The sequence below is a fragment of the Desulfitobacterium nosdiversum genome (assembly GCF_049860565.1).
In the GTDB taxonomy this organism is placed as follows: Bacteria; Bacillota; Desulfitobacteriia; order Desulfitobacteriales; family Desulfitobacteriaceae; genus Desulfitobacterium_A; species Desulfitobacterium_A nosdiversum.
This window is the reverse complement of record NZ_CP172056.1, coordinates 1,653,611-1,672,261: the sequence shown is the minus strand read 5'-3', so window position 1 is coordinate 1,672,261 and position 18,651 is coordinate 1,653,611. Positions and strand designations below refer to the sequence as shown.

Annotated in this window: 16 protein-coding genes; all 16 read right to left on the bottom strand. The window is 45.9% G+C overall.

Annotated elements, in window-relative coordinates:
- Positions 1-17: 17 nt before the first annotated feature.
- Positions 18-743 carry an RNA polymerase sporulation sigma factor SigE gene (sigE, locus tag ACHOLT_RS07935; protein WP_425807067.1) on the bottom strand — a complete coding sequence of 242 codons (726 nt, stop codon included), beginning with the start codon at positions 741-743 and terminating at the stop codon, positions 18-20.
- A 3-nt stretch (positions 744-746) separates the two neighbouring features.
- Positions 747-1,646 (bottom strand): sigma-E processing peptidase SpoIIGA, encoded by a 900-nt coding sequence (locus tag ACHOLT_RS07930; RefSeq protein ID WP_425807940.1) that lies wholly within the window; start codon positions 1,644-1,646, stop codon positions 747-749.
- A 441-nt stretch (positions 1,647-2,087) separates the two neighbouring features.
- Complete coding sequence (gene ftsZ / locus ACHOLT_RS07925; RefSeq protein WP_425807065.1) at positions 2,088-3,158, bottom strand: cell division protein FtsZ; 1,071 nt, start codon at positions 3,156-3,158, stop codon at positions 2,088-2,090.
- A gap of 207 nt (positions 3,159-3,365) precedes the next feature.
- Complete coding sequence (locus ACHOLT_RS07920) at positions 3,366-3,695, bottom strand: small basic family protein (protein WP_425807063.1); 330 nt, start codon at positions 3,693-3,695, stop codon at positions 3,366-3,368.
- A 15-nt stretch (positions 3,696-3,710) separates the two neighbouring features.
- Positions 3,711-4,436: a cell division protein FtsQ/DivIB gene (locus ACHOLT_RS07915; protein ID WP_425807061.1), complete on the bottom strand. Its 726-nt coding sequence runs from the start codon at positions 4,434-4,436 to the stop codon at positions 3,711-3,713.
- An 80-nt stretch (positions 4,437-4,516) separates the two neighbouring features.
- A complete protein-coding gene (murA, locus tag ACHOLT_RS07910) occupies positions 4,517-5,776 on the bottom strand; it encodes a UDP-N-acetylglucosamine 1-carboxyvinyltransferase (protein WP_425807060.1) in 1,260 nt (419 codons plus the stop codon).
- 12 nt (positions 5,777-5,788) lie between these two features.
- Entirely contained in the window at positions 5,789-6,670 is an 882-nt protein-coding gene (gene murB, locus ACHOLT_RS07905; RefSeq protein WP_425807059.1) for a UDP-N-acetylmuramate dehydrogenase, read from the bottom strand.
- On the bottom strand, positions 6,558-7,394 hold the full coding sequence (locus tag ACHOLT_RS07900; protein WP_425807057.1) for a hypothetical protein: 837 nt from the start codon (positions 7,392-7,394) through the stop codon (positions 6,558-6,560). Before ACHOLT_RS07900 ends, murB begins: the two co-directional genes overlap by 113 nt.
- Positions 7,395-7,470: 76 nt before the next feature.
- Complete coding sequence (gene murG, locus ACHOLT_RS07895; RefSeq protein WP_425807056.1) at positions 7,471-8,580, bottom strand: undecaprenyldiphospho-muramoylpentapeptide beta-N-acetylglucosaminyltransferase; 1,110 nt, start codon at positions 8,578-8,580, stop codon at positions 7,471-7,473.
- Positions 8,581-9,087: 507 nt separating this feature from the next.
- Positions 9,088-10,182, bottom strand: a complete 1,095-nt coding sequence (gene spoVE, locus ACHOLT_RS07890) for a stage V sporulation protein E (protein WP_425807054.1) — start codon at positions 10,180-10,182, stop codon at positions 9,088-9,090.
- A gap of 20 nt (positions 10,183-10,202) precedes the next feature.
- Complete coding sequence (murD, locus tag ACHOLT_RS07885; RefSeq protein ID WP_425807052.1) at positions 10,203-11,573, bottom strand: UDP-N-acetylmuramoyl-L-alanine--D-glutamate ligase; 1,371 nt, start codon at positions 11,571-11,573, stop codon at positions 10,203-10,205.
- A 40-nt stretch (positions 11,574-11,613) separates the two neighbouring features.
- The gene (gene mraY / locus ACHOLT_RS07880; protein ID WP_425807050.1) at positions 11,614-12,621 is read right to left on the bottom strand and encodes a phospho-N-acetylmuramoyl-pentapeptide-transferase; all 1,008 of its coding nucleotides are present in this window, start codon (positions 12,619-12,621) and stop codon (positions 11,614-11,616) included.
- Positions 12,622-12,786: 165 nt separating this feature from the next.
- Complete coding sequence (locus ACHOLT_RS07875; RefSeq protein WP_425807048.1) at positions 12,787-14,214, bottom strand: UDP-N-acetylmuramoyl-tripeptide--D-alanyl-D-alanine ligase; 1,428 nt, start codon at positions 14,212-14,214, stop codon at positions 12,787-12,789.
- Entirely contained in the window at positions 14,201-15,691 is a 1,491-nt protein-coding gene (locus ACHOLT_RS07870; protein WP_425807047.1) for a UDP-N-acetylmuramoyl-L-alanyl-D-glutamate--2,6-diaminopimelate ligase, read from the bottom strand. Before ACHOLT_RS07870 ends, ACHOLT_RS07875 begins: the two co-directional genes overlap by 14 nt.
- 356 nt (positions 15,692-16,047) lie before the next feature.
- Entirely contained in the window at positions 16,048-18,090 is a 2,043-nt protein-coding gene (locus ACHOLT_RS07865; protein WP_425807938.1) for a stage V sporulation protein D, read from the bottom strand.
- Positions 18,091-18,150: 60 nt separating this feature from the next.
- On the bottom strand, positions 18,151-18,636 hold the full coding sequence (locus tag ACHOLT_RS07860; protein WP_425807046.1) for a septum formation initiator: 486 nt from the start codon (positions 18,634-18,636) through the stop codon (positions 18,151-18,153).
- Positions 18,637-18,651: the final 15 nt, after the last annotated feature.

Sequence of the window (18,651 nt, the reverse complement as noted above, 5' to 3'; positions counted from 1 at the left end):
CCCTAACTGGCTTCAACTTATTCCATTCTGCAGAACTCTTTCCTTAATCTTCTAATTATGCGTTTTTCCAGCCTGGAAATATAGGATTGGGAAATACCTAAACGATCTGCCACTTCTTTTTGAGTTTTCTCCTCCCCATTGTCTAAGCCAAAGCGAAGCTCCATGATCAGCTTTTCTCGGTCGGAAAGCCGGTCCATCGCTAGACGGAGAAGTTGGCGATCGACTTGTTCTTCAATCGGACGTGAAATAATATCATTCTCCGTTCCCAAGACATCCGATAAAAGCAACTCATTGCCATCCCAATCTATATTTAAGGGTTCATCGAACGAAACTTCGGAACGTGTTTTATTATTTCTCCGTAAATACATTAAAATTTCATTTTCAATACAACGTGATGCATACGTTGCCAGTTTAATCTTCTTTTGTGGATCAAATGTATTTACAGCCTTTATCAGCCCAATTGTTCCAATCGAAACAAGATCTTCAATACCGATCCCTGTGTTCTCAAATTTACGGGCAATATAGACAACTAGTCTTAAATTTCTTTCAATCAGCACATCCCGAACCGTTGGATCTCCTATTTCCAGACGTTCAAGTAAATCGACCTCTTCATCAGAACTCAGAGGAGGAGGTAAGGTTTCACTGCTTCCGACATAATAAATTTCCTTCCAGCCCCTGATTTTCAGCCGGAGCTGACCCCATAAAACACGCAGTTTCTTGATAATTTGCTTATACCAGTTCATAGATCAACCTCCGCTTCCTTGCACATGTTCGGGATGTAACAAAGCCTGAAATGCCCCGTCTTGACTTAAGGGATGCTGGACAAGCGCTAACGTTGCCTGAATATCTTGGGGTTCCGAAGAACCCAACACTATGCGCTGAGGACGAATGCCTAACAAATAGCTTTTATGGCCTACCGCCTGATAAGGAATAAACACAAACGTCTTCATCCATGAAGAATCTTCTTTCCATAGCCATGGCCACGGATCATCTAAATTGCGCCAGGAACCTTTAATAATTGTTTGCCAATCCGCAGGCATACCCGCAGCGGCAATCTCTTCCTCAACAAGCAAAACCGGTGTTCCTGTTAATGGATCCCTTAACTGATTTCCTGTATCCAGCAGAGCTTTTACCTTAATAGGGTTGCTATGTTCCCCAAAGTCAATAAGTACATCATAGACGCTGGCTCTTAATTTTTTTACGTTTGAAAGCCAATTTAACGAGACCTTCTGTCCACCCCACCAGAAAAGAGACCCTAAAGGTAAAACCCAAAAATTTTGAATACCTAAGCGTAAGGCATTCGAGGAACTTCCATCAAATTCGACCCACCCCCATAACGCATAGACTCCCCCACCTAAACCTACAGACAAGATCCAGAATAAAGTCAGCCGTTTAACATAAGTTCGAATTCCAACTTTCGTAAAGCTGACCCAAACCATAGCGAAAGGAGTAAGGAATTTACTCAGCGTTAGAAGAAAGGGAACCGAACCAAATGCCGAGAGTAAAACAGGAAATTCGCCGATGAATACTCCGCCCAATAAACGGTAAAAAGAAGGGGGTGTATTGAGAATCCGTGCTGTCAGAAGAAGCAGGAAAAGATCCATTATTCCATTAATCATAAGATCAAGATCGAGATATCTTACCATCATTCTGTATGGCAGTCCCTTCCGCACGGTTCTTCCCAAATTATACCGAAAGACAAGAATAAAACCTGTCGTATTAGGTGGGAACTTTTAGGAAAACTTATGCGACTATTGACGAAACTTGGTCACATTAAAAGACCTGTCGCAAAACCTATGGTCGTGTAGTTTCGCGCATATCCGCACCTTCGGGCGCTCCGGGACTGGTTCACTTTGCCTTCGTAGCAGCTCCGCCAAACCTCTGGGCAATACCTGATGTGAACCTGTGGCTGCGCTACGCTACTAAAGCTTTGTTCACCTGCACGTCCCTCCACGAATCGTTCACTTCTATGCGAGAAACTACGCTTTCGGGTCTTTTGCAATCGTCCATAATTATTGTGCGCACGAAAAAAGGGCTTGTTTTGCAACAAGCCCCCCAAAAAAACATATTAAATTAAAAACTTAAAATTATCGACGGCGGCGTAAAAACTCAGGAATATCTAAATCCTCAGAAGCAGCCGCAGCCGCTGCAACAGGACGAATCACCTGTTCAGAAGCCGTTCCCGTTTTAACAAAAGTGTTTTGAGGCTGATCAAAACCTGTAGCTATAACCGTAACACGAACTTCTTCTTTCATGCTTTCATCGATTACTGCTCCGAAAATGATATTTGCTTCGGGATCGGCTGCTTCCTCAATAATAGCAGAGGCCTCATTAACCTCGAATAAAGTCAAATTGGTTCCGCCGGTAATATTGAGAAGTACTCCCTTAGCCCCTTCGATAGACGTTTCAAGGAGAGGACTGGAAATAGCTTTACGTGCCGCATCAATTGCCCGATTTTCACCTGTAGCTTGGCCAATGCCCATTAAAGCAGAACCCGTATTGCGCATAATGGTTTTAACATCCGCGAAATCGAGATTGATCAAGCCGGGGACGGCAATCAAGTCAGAAATTCCTTGAACCCCTTGGCGCAAAACATCATCAGCAATTCGGAACGCCTCGGTCATCGTTGTATTCTTGTCTACGACTTGAAGCAAACGGTCATTAGGAATCGTGATCAGCGTATCCACTTTGCCCTTGAGCTCAGCTATTCCTTTTTCAGCCTGCATTGCCCGTTTCCGTCCTTCGAAAGTAAAAGGACGAGTAACTACACCGACGGTCAGGGCTCCAAGTTCCTTCGCTACCTCGGCAACCACCGGTGCTGCGCCGGTACCTGTACCGCCGCCCATTCCGGCAGTAACAAAAACCATGTCAACACCCTTCAGGGTTTCAACAAGGTCCTCGCGGCTTTCCTCAGCGGCTTTTGCCCCAATTTCAGGGTTAGCACCTGCTCCTAAGCCTTTGGTAAGTTTCGAGCCAATCTGAACCTTTTCCGCTGCGCGAGCGAGGTTTAATGCCTGAGCATCCGTATTAACGGATACAAAATCAACACCCTTAAGTCCTGCTGTAATCATGCGATTAACAGCATTGTTTCCTCCGCCACCGACACCAATGACTTTTATTCCGGCAAACTGATCAAAGTCAATATCAAATTCAAGCATCTAGCTTTTCTACCCCCTCGCAAAATTGGCTGTCTATTTAAAACAAACATTATTCAGACTTGCTTACAGATTCTATGGACAAGCTCAATATTCCTTTTTTCACGAATAATTTTTTTTAAATAAGTCTATAAAATCCACTCTAAAAATTGTATACGTTAATGCCTGCCCCTGAAATTAATGGTTTATCCTCAAAAATTGCAGGATTTTTCATTTTCTTAGGATATGTCGTCTGATAATCGCCAAATTATTGAATAATCGTACTCCGAAAGCAACGACCGCTGCTAGATAGAGATCAACACCAATTCGATCACCAATATAAGCAAGCAGTCCGGCTAAAAGAATATTTGTGAAAAAGCCTGTCAGGAAAACCGTCGAATCAAAGTGCTCCTCTTGAGCTGCTCTTAATCCTCCAAGAACAGAATCCAACGCAGCTAATATTGCGACCGAAAGATATTTCGAATATTCAACAGGAACTGTAAAAGGGCTAAACCAGCCAATCGCCAGCCCCAGTATTAAACCTAAAATCGGCAGCCACATTTGAATTTCCTCCTATCAGCGTCCAATTACGGGCTTGGCCGCTGTTAAATCAATATATCTTATCCCCTTTTCGACGGATTTATATCCATTATCCTTTAGAAGTTGATTTAGCACATCTAATTTATCTTTCCAGTCTTGAGCTTGTCCTAACCGTACTTCAACCCCGCTCGTCAAATAAATCGTGATCTGCTGAATGGGGTTAACAAAAACCTCACCGATCAAAGGCAAAAGTTCGCTTGGCGCTTCATGGACAAGCAGAAGTCCAGTTTTTAAATTAGGAAGCTTCAGTTCCTGACCAGGGCCTGCCGTATCAGGTATGTCCACTCCATTAATCACCGGATAACTTTTATCGGGCCATCCCTCGCTTCGCTGGAGGAATACCCCGTTTTCATCCACTTTAACTACACCGTTCGGAACTACGACTAAAGCTGCAGGGGCACGTTCTGTGACCTGGATAACTAAGGTTGATGGAAATTGACGTTTAAATTGAACACTTTTAACTAAGGGGTGAAGTGTAACTTTTTTTCTTAAACTTTCCTGATCCGCCAGGATTAAATTCTGTCCCTTGGCACTGCTCGTTAAACGTTCGATTTCAGCCTGGGGTATCTGTTGTAACCCTTCAATCTTAATGTTTTGGATGGAAAAATAACTTGATCTCAGGAAAAGGGTTATGCCTGCAGTCAGCAGGATCACCAGAATCGCACCATAAAGAAAGACTGTACTCGTTTTCTTGGGTTCCATGCATGTTCCTCCCCGTCCCAAGTATAACCAATACAGCCCATGCTGTCATGCCTTTTTACTAATTCTTTTTTAACTTTTGTTTAAGATTTAACTCGAGTCAGTTTCGCACCTAATTGATGGTACTTTTCCGCCAGATTCTCATAGCCCCGATCGATATGCCCCACCTTTTCAAGAACAGTGGCTTCTTCAGCCGCCAGAGCCGCTAAGAATAAGGCTGCTCCCGCACGTAAGTCGGTTGCCTCGACAAAGGCTCCGTCCAGGTTCTTAACCCCGCGTATGACAGCGGTTCGACCTTCAATCGTAATTTGAGCTCCCATCCTTCTTAACTCATCCACATGCTGAAAACGATTTTCAAAAATAGTCTCTGTTATAACGCTGGTACCGTCAGCCGTCGCTAATAAAGCCATAAATTGAGGCTGCATATCTGTTGGAAATCCGGGATAGGGCATCGTTTTACAATCTACTCCTCTAATTTTGCCGGGTCGGCGAACGCGAACAGAATCATCTCCGATCGAAACATCGGCACCCATCTGACGGAGCTTGGCAATTACAGGTTCTAAATGCTCGGGAATTACATTTTCTACTTCGATATCTCCCTGGGTCATTACTGCTGCCACCATGTGTGTTCCTGCCTCAATCCGATCGGGAATTACCGTATGCTCGGCCGGTTTGAGCTCACTTACCCCGTCTATCCGCAGGATATCCATACCTGCACCCCGAACCTTCGCCCCCATCTTATTCAAGAAATTTTGCAAATCTACAATTTCCGGTTCACGCGCTGCATTATGGATCAATGTCGTTCCTTTGGCCAAAACGGCAGCCATCATCACATTCTCAGTTGCGCCTACACTGGGAACATCAAAATAGACATCTGCGCCTCTCAATTCATCTGCCCACGCTTCAATATAGCCATGCCTCTCTTTAACATGGACTCCTAACTCCTGAAGTCCTTTAATATGCTGATCCATCGGTCGGGAACCAATGGCGCATCCCCCCGGCCTTGATATCCGAACCCGGCCGTTACGGGCAATCATAGCACCTAAAATCAGGTTGGAAGCACGCATTTGACGCATTAATCCCTCGTCTACTTCCCAGCGTTTCAAGTCGGATGAATCCACAATCAACGCCCCATTGTTAAAACTTACGCCCGCTCCTATGTATTCTAAAACTTCGATCATATGTTCAATATCTGCCAGTTGCGGAATTTCCATGAGTGCAGATCTTCCCGAAACAAGAAGGGTCGCCGCCAACAGAGGTAAGGATGCATTCTTAGCGCCGCTGGTTCTAATTTTTCCTTCCAACCTTTGTTTTCCAGTGATGACATAGCGATCCATCGTCATAACTCTACCTCCTCAAACTGGTGAAATATAATGGACCTCCGTCTGGAGTCTTACTCCGAACTTTGCCAAAACATCATTTTGTATCGCTTCAATCAAGGCTAGAACATCTTGTGCCGTTGCATTTCCCAAGTTCACGATAAAATTAGCGTGTTTTGGTGAAACTTGAGCTCCGCCGATCCCCTTTCCTTTCCAGCCCGCTTGCTCAATGAGACGTCCTGCCGAATCACCCGGAGGATTACGGAATACACTTCCGGCGTTAGGAAGCTCTGACGGCTGTGCTGCTCTGCGCTTTTCCAGGTTCTCAGCCATTTGCCTCTTGATTTCTTCTTTATTCCCTGGCTCAAATTGAAGTTTTGCTTCTAATATCCAAGCTTTTCCTTGCAGAGAACATTCCCTATATCCAAAAGCTATTTCCTTTTTATCAAAAGTTCGAACCCCGCCATCCTCTGTTAACACCTTTACAGAACGAAGAACGTTTTGAATTTCCCCGCCATGTGCCCCGGCATTCATGACAATCGCCCCACCAAGCGTACCCGGAATGCCGCGAGCAAATTCCAGACCGTTCATCCCCCGTTCACCTGCCTCTTGAGCTAGCCGAGCGAGAGAGCATCCTGCCTCAGCCTTTAAAGAGCACTCTTTCCATATCTCTCGATTCAAGGCGGTACTTACAACCGTAATTCCTTTAAGTCCCTCGTCCGGAAAAAGGAGATTTGATCCCCTCCCAATCAAGCGAATCGGAATTTGATTCTCATGAGCCCAACACCAAAGGGTTTCAAGCTCATCAGAATCCTTCGGCCATATCACCCACTCTGCTATTCCCCCGATTTTCCATGTACTGAGCGTCCTCAAAGACACATTCTGCTCGATTCGTCCTTTGATCCCGTTTATCTGCATCAATATTCCACCTTATGTTCTTCTTCACTTCCCACCAGGTTACCCCAAGCTGTAAACCCGTTAGGATCGAGCGATACATACTTTCCTCCGCTTCAGCATCAGGATAACGCTTAAGATTACCTATATACTGAAAACGTGATGGTTCAGAGTAAAAATCCACAGTATCTTTCCGTACGGTCCAAGAACCTTCCGGCAGCTGATTTCTTGATTCCCGTCCGACTTTTTCTTCCTTCAGGAGTGAGTTCAACCAAGTTTCAGGAACTACCCAATGCAAGCCCCGACCCTTAATAACACTCCATTGTCCGTCTTCCTTAGGCCATAATAGAGAGGGTTCATAGCCTGCTTCAAATAATAATGTCCATAAAACCGGCTGCTCTTTTTGTTGAGTATTAAGCGGCACGGGAAGAATTATTTCCTGCTCCCATAAACCACGCAGGAAATCTACAACCGTAATCGGCATTATGCCACGGCTCTCTCCCCATTGTCGATATTGATCATGCAAAGACTCCGGCCAGTACACGATTTCTGTTGGTCCACAATCCAGGGATTCCTCTTCTGTCCCTTCCACCCCTGGAATTGTCGGGCTTACTAAATCCAGCGATTCTTCGGCTGTAATTTCCTTGAAGACCGCCTCGATCTCCAAGGCATCAAGCAAAGCCTTGAAGCCAAGTCCCTCTTGAGCGCCGCACGGCATAAGTACAAGGATCTTTCGCCTCGGCCACATGACAATCCACTCCCTTCCTTCTGACTGTCATATGTTATGCAGACCGTAAGGAAGGTGTGATTCAGGAAAATCGTATCTATTTCCAACCCGTTTCCAAACAAATTTTAACGATTTTAGCCAAAGCATCAGGCTGCCCTAATCCCTTTGACTTTTCGGCCATCGCCTTAAGCTTATCCGGTTGCCCTAATAGTTCTTGAAGGATTTGCCAAAGAGTCTCTCCATCTAATTCTTTATCTAAAATAACACGCGCTGCTCCAGCTTGCTCTAAAGCCCGTGCATTATATTCCTGATGATTTTCCGCAGCATAGGGATAAGGGATTAGAACTGCCGGTTTACCGGCGACCATCAATTCTGCGAGTGAAGCGGCACCTGCACGCCCAACCCAGAGATCTGCACAGGCCAATGCTGCAGGCATATCCTTCAGATACTCAAGTATTTTCCAGTTATCTCGGTTCACGTTAATCCCGGCATCTTTCAAGGCCTTAAGTGTTTCTTTATAAGTCGCACTGCCGGTAGCCCAAACCACCTGAATTTCGGAGCGTGCCGACAATCCCTTGAGAACTTCCAGCATAGCTTGATTGATGCTCCTTGCCCCTCGGCTGCCGCCCGTAATAAGCAAGGTTAATTGTTTAGGATTTAACCCTAAACGCTCTGCTCCAGCCTCACGGCTCACCGCACCGATTTCCGGGCGAACAGGCAATCCTGTCAGTTCGAGCTTCTTCTGAACCCCGAAGTGAGCGATGCTTTCCGGAAAGGTCACCATAACCTTACGTACAAAACGAGCCAAAATCTTGTTGGTCACTCCAGGCAAAGCATTTTGCTCATGCAGCAAGGTAGGAATCCCAAAAAGAGCTGCAGATAATACAACAGGTCCGGAGACATATCCTCCTGTACCCACGACTAAATCGGGTTTAAAGCGCTTTAGAATCTGCTTTGTCTCCCAAAGTGCAGTCAAACTTTTCATTCCTACTTTGAGTGTTTCCACACTGAGCTTGCGCGGAAGGCCTTGTCCAGGCACACTCTCAAACTGAAACCCTGCATCAGGGACAAGCTTCGCTTCCATTCCCTTTTCAGTGCCAACGTACAGGATCTCAGTTCGTGAGTCAGCGGACAATAACCCTTTAGCTATGGCTAAGGCAGGATAAATATGTCCTCCGGTTCCTCCACCGGTCACAATCACTCGCACGGGATCTAACCCCTTTCATTAATCACTTTATTCCTTTATCTAGAGTATATCTGGAAAGTGTAGCTTTTCGCGCATTCACTCTCTTAGTATCTCCGGGGCTCGCTCTCTCGCTTCCGAGGCAGCTCTGCCAACCCTTCTGCTTTCTGCAAGTGAACCTCGGCGTCGCTGTCCTTCGGAAGCATCGTGCGCTTTAACGCCCCTCCGATGAAATCGTTCGTGCCTGCGCGATAAAGGTACGCTTACGGGTCTTTTCGTGATTTTTAAAAGCATTCTTAAGTAATTCTTCGAAGCAAGTTACGATTACAGTATGCAAGGACTTTACGTGAGTAGCAACCAAGCTTGGACAAAACTGCCCTTGATTAGAGGGACGAGTCACACGATGTGACTCGCCGACCGTGAGCCAAGGATGGCGAATTGGGAGGGTATCCCGAAGCTTGCATTCAGCAGTTTTGCCCATAGCTTGGTCTACGAACGTGCGTCCTGGAAACTGTAACGTAACTTCCTTCGTTACTTTGACTCCCTCGAAATATTCAGCAGCACCCCAACTCCCAGCATGGTAAAGACGAGCGAAGTTCCTCCATAGCTTAAGAACGGCAGCGTAATGCCGGTTACAGGCAAGACGCCGCTCACTACCCCCATGTTGATCATGGCCTGAATGCAGACCATCGCCGTTAAGCCAACCGCTAACAGTCCTGTAAAAGCATCGGGAGCACCCATCGCTACACGAAACCCTCGCCAGGCAAATAAAAAGAACAGAATAACAACTAAAGAAGCCCCAACAAAACCCAGTTCCTCACCGATCATTGCAAAAATAAAGTCTGTATGATTTTCCGGAAGATAGAGGAACTTTTGTTTGCTTTGTCCAAGTCCTAAACCGAAAAGTCCCCCCGGGCCTAAGGCCAGCAAAGCTTGAATGGTTTGATACCCCTTTCCTGCCGGGTCTGCCCAGGGATCAAGAAAAGCTGTAATACGCCGCATTCGGTATGGTGCGGCGGCAATAGCAGCAACGACCAATCCCACCCCTGATCCTCCTAAGGCTAACATATGGCTTACCCGTGCCCCGGCCGCGATCAGCATGAAGAAGGTCGTCCCAGCAATCGCCAGTGTTGTCCCCAAGTCCGGCTGGAGCATAATTAATCCGGCAATGAGTCCCAGCAATCCTAAAATAGGCAATAATCCCTTGCGAAATGATTTAATTTTATATGGATTAAGCGCCAACAAATGCGCCATAACCAATACCATTGCCAATTTAATAACTTCAGAAGGCTGAATGGACAGCGGGCCTAACCCAATCCAACGGTCCGCGCCATTAACACGGCGTCCTACTCCAGGGATTTTCACCATAATCAAGAGAACAATGGCAAGAATTAATGCCGATTTAGCAAAACGTCTTAAAATTTGTAAATCGAGCCGCATAGTCACACCCATTACTGCTAGGCCGATGCTTATCCATATCACCTCCATCTTCAGAAAGTGATATGGGTCATCATACTGTACATATCCTTTCACTGCACTCGAACTATATACCATAATTATTCCAATGGTCAAAAGTGCAAGTATTGATCCCAGCAGGATCAAATCCGGCCTGCGGCGTCTCGGCATTATTCAGCTCCCCCTTTGATTTATGAAATGGGTTCACTATAATGCCTACGCACTAACTCCTTAAAGAATTCCCCTCTTTCTTCATAACTTTTAAACATATCCCAACTTGTACAAGCAGGGGAAAGAAGAACTACATCTCCTGCATCAGCTTCAGCTATCGCTAACCGAACACCCTCCTCAAAACTCCCCGCCCGGACAATCCGTGCAACACCGACATCTTTTGCTGCCTGCTCCATTTCATCGGCAGCCATTCCTAATAAAACCAGACTTTTCACTTTTACTTTAACGATTTTCATGAAATCATGAAAATCAAGTCCTTTGTTCTTCCCTCCGGCAATCAGAACAATAGGCTGCTCTTCAAACGCGTCTAATGCCTTTTCTGCGGCATCGGGATTTGTACCCTTCGAATCATTGATGAATAAAATATCGTCAAACGTTCCTACGATTTCTTGGCGATGCTCGACACCTTTAAACTCCCTAAGTCCTCTTGCAATTTCTTCAAAGCTTAGGCCAAGCTTACGGGCAGCTCCGATGGATGCCATGACATTTTCCAAGTTATGACTTCCTCTGATTTGCAATTCTTTCCGGTTAATAATCCGAGTAACGTGACCGTCTTTCGAATAAACGATATCCTCTCCCTGAAGGCTAAGTCCATCTTCAAGGTAGGTTGTTGGGCTAAAATAGAGAATCTCCGCCTTCAGCCCTGATCCCAGAGAACGTACAGCCGGATCATCCCAATTGAGAATGGCCAGATCCTCTGCCGTTTGATTCTCAAAAATACGAGCTTTTGCGGCTAAATAATTTTCGAACGTTCCGTGACGGTCGAGATGATCTGGCGTGACATTGAGCAAAATTGCGATATTTAATCGCAGCTGATCGATAAGCTCGAGCTGAAAACTTGAAAGTTCGGCGACAATAATTCCATTCGGTGACAAGGCGTCAACGTTTCCGCTCAAGGCGACCCCAATATTTCCGGCAACTATCGTCGGTTGCCCTGTCTGTTTAGTTAACTCCCCAATAAGAGTCGTCGTCGTTGTTTTCCCGTTTGTACCTGTAATTCCAATCTTCTTGGCCGGATTATCCCTTAAAGCAAGCTCAACTTCACTCCACAGCGGAATTCCTTGGCCCACTCCTTCTTCAATAAACGCTAATTTCGGAGAAACCCCGGGAGATACCACAATTAAATCGGCCTGGATTTCTTTCCATTCCGGAATTCTTCCGAGAATGAGCTGGCTGGGGTTAAGCCCCAACTCAGAAATTCCTTCTAACGTATCCGGAGACTTTTTGTCTGTCAGAATAACGCCCGAACCCAACTCCTGAAGTTTTTTGACGGCGGCAAGGCCGCTTCGTCCCGCACCGACAACTAAAACCTTTTTATTTTTTAAATTCATACTTTTCACCTTCAACTATTTCCTTTCCATGCTTGAGACATTATCCTAAACCAGGCAAAAATGCGACAATCCCTAATAAGCCGCACACAAGCGCTGCAGCCCAAAACGTCAGGACAACTCTCCATTCGTTCCAGCCTGAAAGTTCAAAATGATGGTGTATAGGACTCATCTTAAAGACACGCTTTCCTGTTGTCTTAAAAGAAATGACCTGGATGATGACCGAGAACGCCTCTATAACATAAACTCCGCCGATAAGAAGGAGTACTAACTCTGACTTTGTAAGGACAGCCAATCCGACCAAGGCACCGCCTAGGGCTAAGGAACCTGTATCTCCCATAAACACCCGGGCAGGGTACTTATTAAATCTTAAAAAGCCCAGGCATCCTCCGGCTACAGCTGCCGCAAATACGGCCAAATCTGTTTCATGGGCTAGAATTGCTACTCTTCCACCTTGAGCTGATTCAAGAAGAGCAATAAGCATAAAACTTAACGCGCTGAAAAGAGTAGTCCCAGCAGCCAGTCCATCTAAGCCATCCGTAAGATTAACAGCATTCGTAATTCCAACAATAATAAAAGCCACAAACGGATAGTAAAATAATCCAAGGTCAAGATGAATAGAAGTAAACGGAATAATCAAGTCTGTCCCTCGTCCAAGGAAACGTACGGCTACCCATGTCAAAAGCAAGGCCAGCCCGATCTGTCCGATCAGTTTTTGATATGCTCTTAACCCTAAAGAGCGATGCATTACAACTTTAATAAAATCATCTATAAATCCTATAAGTCCGTAACCGAGCATTGCCCCCACAACAGTAACCATCTCTACCGAAGTAGGTTGTTCCGCACTTAAAAGAGATGCAGCGACAATCCCGACTAAGAAAATAATACCACCCATGGTTGGCGTTCCTGCTTTTTTCAAGTGTCTCTGAGGGCCATCCTCTCGAATATTCTGACCAAATTTAAGGACTCGCAATAAGGGGATAAGAAATGGTCCCAGAATCAAGCTGATAATCAGCGCTAATCCCCCAGCCATGAGCAAACGTTCTGACATGAATCGATTCCTTCCTTTTCTCCTAACCCTAGCGTTAAAGCTGAGCGTTATTAACAATATTCTTGATTCAGGTGGGGTTTTAACCCCATCTGAATTTAGAAGATGTTATCCAGGAGCTTAGCGCCGCTTATCTCCCTCTTATAGAAGCGGGAGTCTTAGCGGCGGTTAGCTATCGGATAAATTGTTATGATCTATTTCCAATGCCTCGGTAATTTTCTCCATCTTCATTCCGCGTGAAGCCTTAATGAGAACCCAAGTCTCACCCCCAAATGTGCTGAGAATGTTCTTTGCCTGATCAATCGCTGAAGCACGATCAGGGCATATATGAACCTTCTCCGGCAGCATTCCCGCTTCCAAAGCCCCTTGAGCAATTGCGTCAGCTAACTTCCCCACGGTGATCAACTCTGTTATACCGAGTTGAGCAGCTGCTTGGCCTACTTCATAATGCCCGCTTGCGCTTGCATCCCCGAGTTCATACATCTCTCCTAAGATCGCTAGTGTTCTCTGATCTGCTCTTTGGCTTAACACTTCGAGCGAGGCCTTCATTGACGTTGGATTTGCATTATAAACATCACTCAGAATTGTGCTTTTATAAATTCCCTTATGCAATTCCAAACGCATTTTTGACAATTCCAATTCCTTTAGACCTTGACATCCTTGACTGATTGAGACCCCATACAGCCTCCCGACAGCTAAAGCGGCCAAAGCATCCAAAACATTGTGCTCCCCAGGTAAAGGCAGCTGCACTAACGCCTCTTCCGACAGATCTCCGCACTCAAACTGAGTCCCCAAGGTTCCCGTCTGGATCAAATTTTTCCCCTGAAGATTTGCCGGATGATATTTACCTTCAATTCCGAAGAAAAACTGCTGATGAGAATCTTTTTCGGCTTTCTTGACACTCCAAAAATCTTCGGAATTCAAAATAGCCGTTCCATCCTTCGGCAGTGCATCAATTAACTCCCATTTGGCCTTAGCAATATTCTCTTGAGAACCTAGAAGCTCCATATGGGTTGTCCCAATATTCGTAATTACACCGGTATCCGGTTGGACAAATTTGCAGAGAGCCTTTATTTGCCCCAATCCGCGCATTCCCATTTCAACAACAAGGATCTCGGTTCCCTCAGGCGCATTAAGCAAGGTCATAGGAACACCTAACTCGTTATTTTGATTTTCCTTATTTCTATAGACCTGATATTTCTGCGCGAGAACAGCCGCAGCCATATCTTTCGTCGTCGTTTTGCCGTTGCTTCCAGTTATACCGACAACTTTCGCGCCAAGCTCCAACCTCCACACCCTGGCCAAGTCTTGCATCGCTGCTAATCCAGATTCGACGAGGATCAGCGCTTTGCCTTCCGGTACGGAAATATCAGGACGTCCCTTTAATTTAGCCTTTTCGGCAATCGCTGCGCTTGCTCCATTACGCCAGGCCGCTTCTATATAATCGTGTCCATCGACTTTTTCACCCGCAAGTGCAAAAAAAGCTTCTCCACCCCTGGCCTGTCGGCTGTCAATAACACAGCCAAAAACGCTGATCTCTGGATCACCCCTCAATTCTGCTTTTAAAATTTCAGCAATCTGTTTACTTTTCCACATAGCCTAGCCCCCTTAAGGCATCTTTGGCTACTTCCCGATCATCAAAGGGAAATGTCTCCTTACCAATAATTTGATAATCCTCATGCCCTTTTCCTGCAATTAAAACGGTATCTCCCGGTTTAGCTGCTCGGCAAGCCGTTTCAATAGCTTCCCGGCGATTAACCATCGCTGTATATTCTACTCCGGTTACCCCTGCGAGAATATCTTTAATGATTTGTTCCGGCACCTCTGTCCGCGGGTTATCTGAAGTCACAATAACAAAGTCACTCAATCTTGAGGCAATTTCACCCATTTGAGGTCTCTTTCCTTTATCCCGGTCCCCGCCGCAACCAAAGACGGTAATTAAACGACCGTGCGTGAATTCACGAGCCGTATTTAAGACATTTTCCAAACCGTCCGGGGTATGCGCATAATCGACAATAACCGGGAAGGGCTGTCCCTTACGAACGCTTTCAAAACGCCCCGGCACACCTTTTATTTCTGCTAACGCGTCAGCTATTAATTGAGGATTACGCCCGCTTTCCACTCCCCAGGCAAATGCAGCCAATGCATTATAAACGCTGAACATACCCGGAGTCGCATAATGAACATCTTGGGTTTTTCCCTTAAATCGCACGGTAAATTGAATTCCGTGGGCAGATAGTTGAATATTCTCCGCCCGATAATCCAAGTTTTCACTTCGAACTCCATACGTAACCACAGGTGAAGCAGATACTTCAAGCAACGTTTTCGAAGCAGGATCATCACCGTTAATAACTCCGATCTTCGGCTGTTTAGCTCCCTTTAATTCTTTAAAAAGGCGGGCCTTTGCCTGTAAATATCCCTCCATTGTCTTATGATAATCTAAGTGATCTTGTGTTAAATTTGTAAAAATCCCTGCATCAAATTCACAGCCCCGGACACGGCCGAGATCTAAAGCATGAGAAGAAACTTCCATTACGGCAAAATCGACGTTTTCTTCAACCATCTCTGCTAAAAGCTTTTGAACATTGACAGCTTCCGGTGTTGTCCGACTTCCCGGTATTTCGCGGCCGGCAATGCGAGCGCCGAGAGTTCCGATAAGTCCTGCCTTTTTCCCTTGTTTCTCAACGATCTGTTCAATAAGGTGGGTGACGGTCGTTTTTCCATTTGTTCCTGTTACTCCAACCATTTCTAAATGATTGCTGGGATAGTTATAGATATTAGCGGCAATTTTCCCAAGTACAGATCGAACGTTTCCCACCTGTATTTGAGGCACTTCCAGCGGCAGAATCCGCTCTACTAAGAGAGCCACCGCTCCTTTGGCAATTGCCTGAGCCGCAAAGTCATGCCCGTCTGCATTTGCTCCCGGAACGCACGCATAGAGATCACCCGCCTGAACCTGACGGGAGTCCATCGTTATCCCCTTTATTTCTACTTCATTATTTCCGGAGGAAGCCAGTACCTTAACTCCATCTAAAACATCCGCAAGTTTCTTATTGACTTTTGGCACCCTCATCACACCTTTCAATTCTAGTATAGACAGTTCAAATTCTGGGCAGACCTGAAGTTCTTTTATTTTTTACAGTCGTAGAACGGCATTAAACTTGGCTTTTATACATGTAAACCCCATAACAGTATAATTGTTCTTAGCATATTATTAAACCCTAAAAACAGTATGATTGCTTCCAATACAGGCTCAAACGATTCGTCGGAATGGCGTAAGCGAGTGAAGTTTCCGAAGCGAGAAGAATAATAGATGAACATGCGACGAAACAGGACGTTTCTAGTGTCGTGTGTGACATGGAAGTTGGAAAAGAGCGAGTAGCCATGGAGACGCCTGAGTGAGAGACTTTATTGAAAGTATCACTTGTATTATGGTGCCGTCAACGGCGTTCTCCCTTCCATCATCTCGATCGCTTCCACATCCTCATCCTCATCTTCCCACCATTGTCCCATCGTTTGAGTGCCTGCTTCATTTCCAAGATAAAGCAATACGGTTGAGCCTGCTTCCACCTGTACATCCGCATGGGGAATTTGATCTAATATAGTTTGACCTTCTCCTTCAGTCATAACCTTAAATCCGGCTTGGGTCAGTACTTTTTGAGCCTCTCCCAGAGGAAGACCTAAAACGGAAGGAACTGTAGCCGCCTTCTTAACAGGTGCAAAAATTTGATCCGGCATCGGCTTGCTTGGTGTTAAAGGAGCGTTTAAATCAGGCTTTATACCGAGGTATTTTAAAGAATCAAGCATAACGGACTGTACCGGAGGTGAAGCAACTGCACCGCCAAAAAAAGGCACTCCGTCAATGACCGCAAGAATTGCCAATTTAGGATCATTCGCTGGAGCAAAGCTCACAAAGGAAGCCACATACTCCCCTTGAATATACGAACCATTCGCCACTTTTTGAGCAGTTCCAGTCTTTCCGGCAACGCGGTAACCGGGTAAAAACGCCCGGCGTCCTGTTCCGTTTGTTACCACAGACTCAAGAATTTCACGTTCAAGCTTAGAGGTGTCCTCGCTGATGACCCGGCGGACCTCCTGTTTCTGAAAGGGTTCGACGACTTTTCCGCTTGGTCCCACTATTTCTTTGACAAGCTGAGGCTTCATTAAGGTTCCGCCATTCGCTACGGCGGAAATAGCAGTAAGAAGCTGAATTGCCGTAACGTTATTCGTCTGGCCGATGGACATGGTTGCTAAGTCCAAGGCTGTCGCTTTCTTCTTGTTGGCCAAAATTCCAGTTGCTTCCCCGGACATCTCGATCCCCGTTTTTTGTCCGAAACCAAAAGCGGTTAAGTACTTATAGAACTTATCTATTCCTAAGCGCTGTCCCATTTCAATAAAACCGGGATTGCATGAATTCTCTGCCACTTGCCGAAAAGTCTGATCGCCGTGACCGCCGGCCTTCCAGCAGCGCACATTCTTACCGAGGACAGTATAAAAACCCCGGTCAAAATAATGTTCCGTCGGCTTTATTTTTTTCTCTTCCAAAGCCGCCGCCAGGGTAATTATTTTAAAGGTTGAACCTGGCTCATACCCATTCTGAATCGCAATATTGCGGCGAGCGCTGCTGTCATACTCCTGATATTTATTGGGATCAAACGTTGGTGCCGATGCTAAAGCCAGCATTTCACCCGTACTAGGGTCCATAACGAGAAGGGAAGCACTTTTCGGAACCTGACCGTTCATGTTCGTTCCTTGGCCAGACATAATCTTTTGAATTTCACGTTCGGCAAAAGCCTGAATATTTTTATCGATCGTTAAACGTATCGTATTTCCCTGTTTCGGAGCTAAGTACATCTGTTGAGCTTGGGGCAAGGGAATCCCATTTGCGGCAAATTCAGACAAAACAGCCCCCGGAATTCCTTTCATCTGGGCATCTCTTGTCAACTCTATTCCCTCAAGCCCCTGATTGTCAATCCCCGCAAACCCGATAATATGAGAAGCTAAGGCGCCATTGGGATAGTAGCGCTGACTATCTTCAGTTACGCCAATCCCGGGCAGCGCTAAGTTCCGCACTTGGGCCGATACTTCGGGAGTAACCTTCTTCTTGACATATTCCAAAGCCGAACGCTTAGTAATCCGCTCCTGAACATCTGCCACAGGCATTTGCAAAATCTCAGAAAGCTTTTGGGCAGTCTCTGCAGCTCTTCCCGATGCTTTGACTTCAGCCGGCAGAGCATAAACCGTTTCCGTACTGATACTCATCGCCAGAAGATTTCCATTCCGGTCTTCAATATTCCCCCGCTTGGGTGCTACCGGAACTCCACGGAAATGGCTTTCATCGGCTTTTTTAGAAAGCTGCATCCCCTGAGCCAGCTGGACATAGCCTAACCGGATGATAAGTACAATCAGAAAAGCAGTTACACACAGAAAAAGAAAAGCGATTCGTTTACGCATGACAACATAAGGACTCAGCGTCCTCACCCCCCTATTTTTCCGGGGCGTCACCGTATACCAAACCGCCTTTATTTTTGCTCAGCGTTGAGTTGAAGCAAAAAAGCTTGTGAATTTTTCAGACAATTGCTTTAAAACCGAAGGTTGTTCCGTTGCTGTTGCTGGCTGCGTGGCAGTTTGAGTCGGCACGGTACCCGTTTGGCTCTTAGCAACAGGTAAAGCTCCAGCTACATATACAGTACCCGCAGGTTTTTCCATTCCCATAGCGATGGCTTCACTCTCGATTCGGCCCACCGAACGCAGCTTATCTACCTGGACCTGAAGGAGGTTATTATTTGACTTTAAAGTAGTAAGCTCCTTCTCCATCGCCCGGATTTGAGCGCCTTTAACAACCGTCAGGTTGATCGTTTCCACAGCAATGGCTCCTGCTGTCGAAACCAATAAGGCTAAAACCAGAACGCTTTTCCAATGAGATTTCACCTTTCGCCTGGAAATCGTTTTATTTTTTCGCCGGGGTAATTTTTCTAAGGGCTGTTGCCATTCTAATTTCTCCTGCGCTACTACCAAAGGTATTCTTCCTCC

Bases quoted from the DNA above. Each gene is read 5' to 3' on its own strand.
- murD (WP_425807052.1), bottom strand. From the start codon at position 11,573: ATGAATTTAAAAAATAAAAAGGTTTTAGTTGTCGGTGCGGGACGAAGC.
- murB (WP_425807059.1), bottom strand. From the start codon at position 6,670: ATGCAGATAAACGGGATCAAAGGACGAATCGAGCAGAATGTGTCTTTG.
- ACHOLT_RS07920 (WP_425807063.1), bottom strand. From the start codon at position 3,695: ATGTGGCTGCCGATTTTAGGTTTAATACTGGGGCTGGCGATTGGCTGG.
- ACHOLT_RS07875 (WP_425807048.1), bottom strand. From the start codon at position 14,214: ATGTGGAAAAGTAAACAGATTGCTGAAATTTTAAAAGCAGAATTGAGG.
- ACHOLT_RS07915 (WP_425807061.1), bottom strand. From the start codon at position 4,436: ATGGAACCCAAGAAAACGAGTACAGTCTTTCTTTATGGTGCGATTCTG.
- ACHOLT_RS07870 (WP_425807047.1), bottom strand. From the start codon at position 15,691: ATGAGGGTGCCAAAAGTCAATAAGAAACTTGCGGATGTTTTAGATGGA.
- ACHOLT_RS07900 (WP_425807057.1), bottom strand. From the start codon at position 7,394: ATGTGGCCGAGGCGAAAGATCCTTGTACTTATGCCGTGCGGCGCTCAA.
- ACHOLT_RS07930 (WP_425807940.1), bottom strand. From the start codon at position 1,646: ATGGTAAGATATCTCGATCTTGATCTTATGATTAATGGAATAATGGAT.
- spoVE (WP_425807054.1), bottom strand. From the start codon at position 10,182: ATGCCGAGACGCCGCAGGCCGGATTTGATCCTGCTGGGATCAATACTT.
- mraY (WP_425807050.1), bottom strand. From the start codon at position 12,621: ATGTCAGAACGTTTGCTCATGGCTGGGGGATTAGCGCTGATTATCAGC.
- ftsZ (WP_425807065.1), bottom strand. From the start codon at position 3,158: ATGCTTGAATTTGATATTGACTTTGATCAGTTTGCCGGAATAAAAGTC.
- murA (WP_425807060.1), bottom strand. From the start codon at position 5,776: ATGACGATGGATCGCTATGTCATCACTGGAAAACAAAGGTTGGAAGGA.
- sigE (WP_425807067.1), bottom strand. From the start codon at position 743: ATGAACTGGTATAAGCAAATTATCAAGAAACTGCGTGTTTTATGGGGT.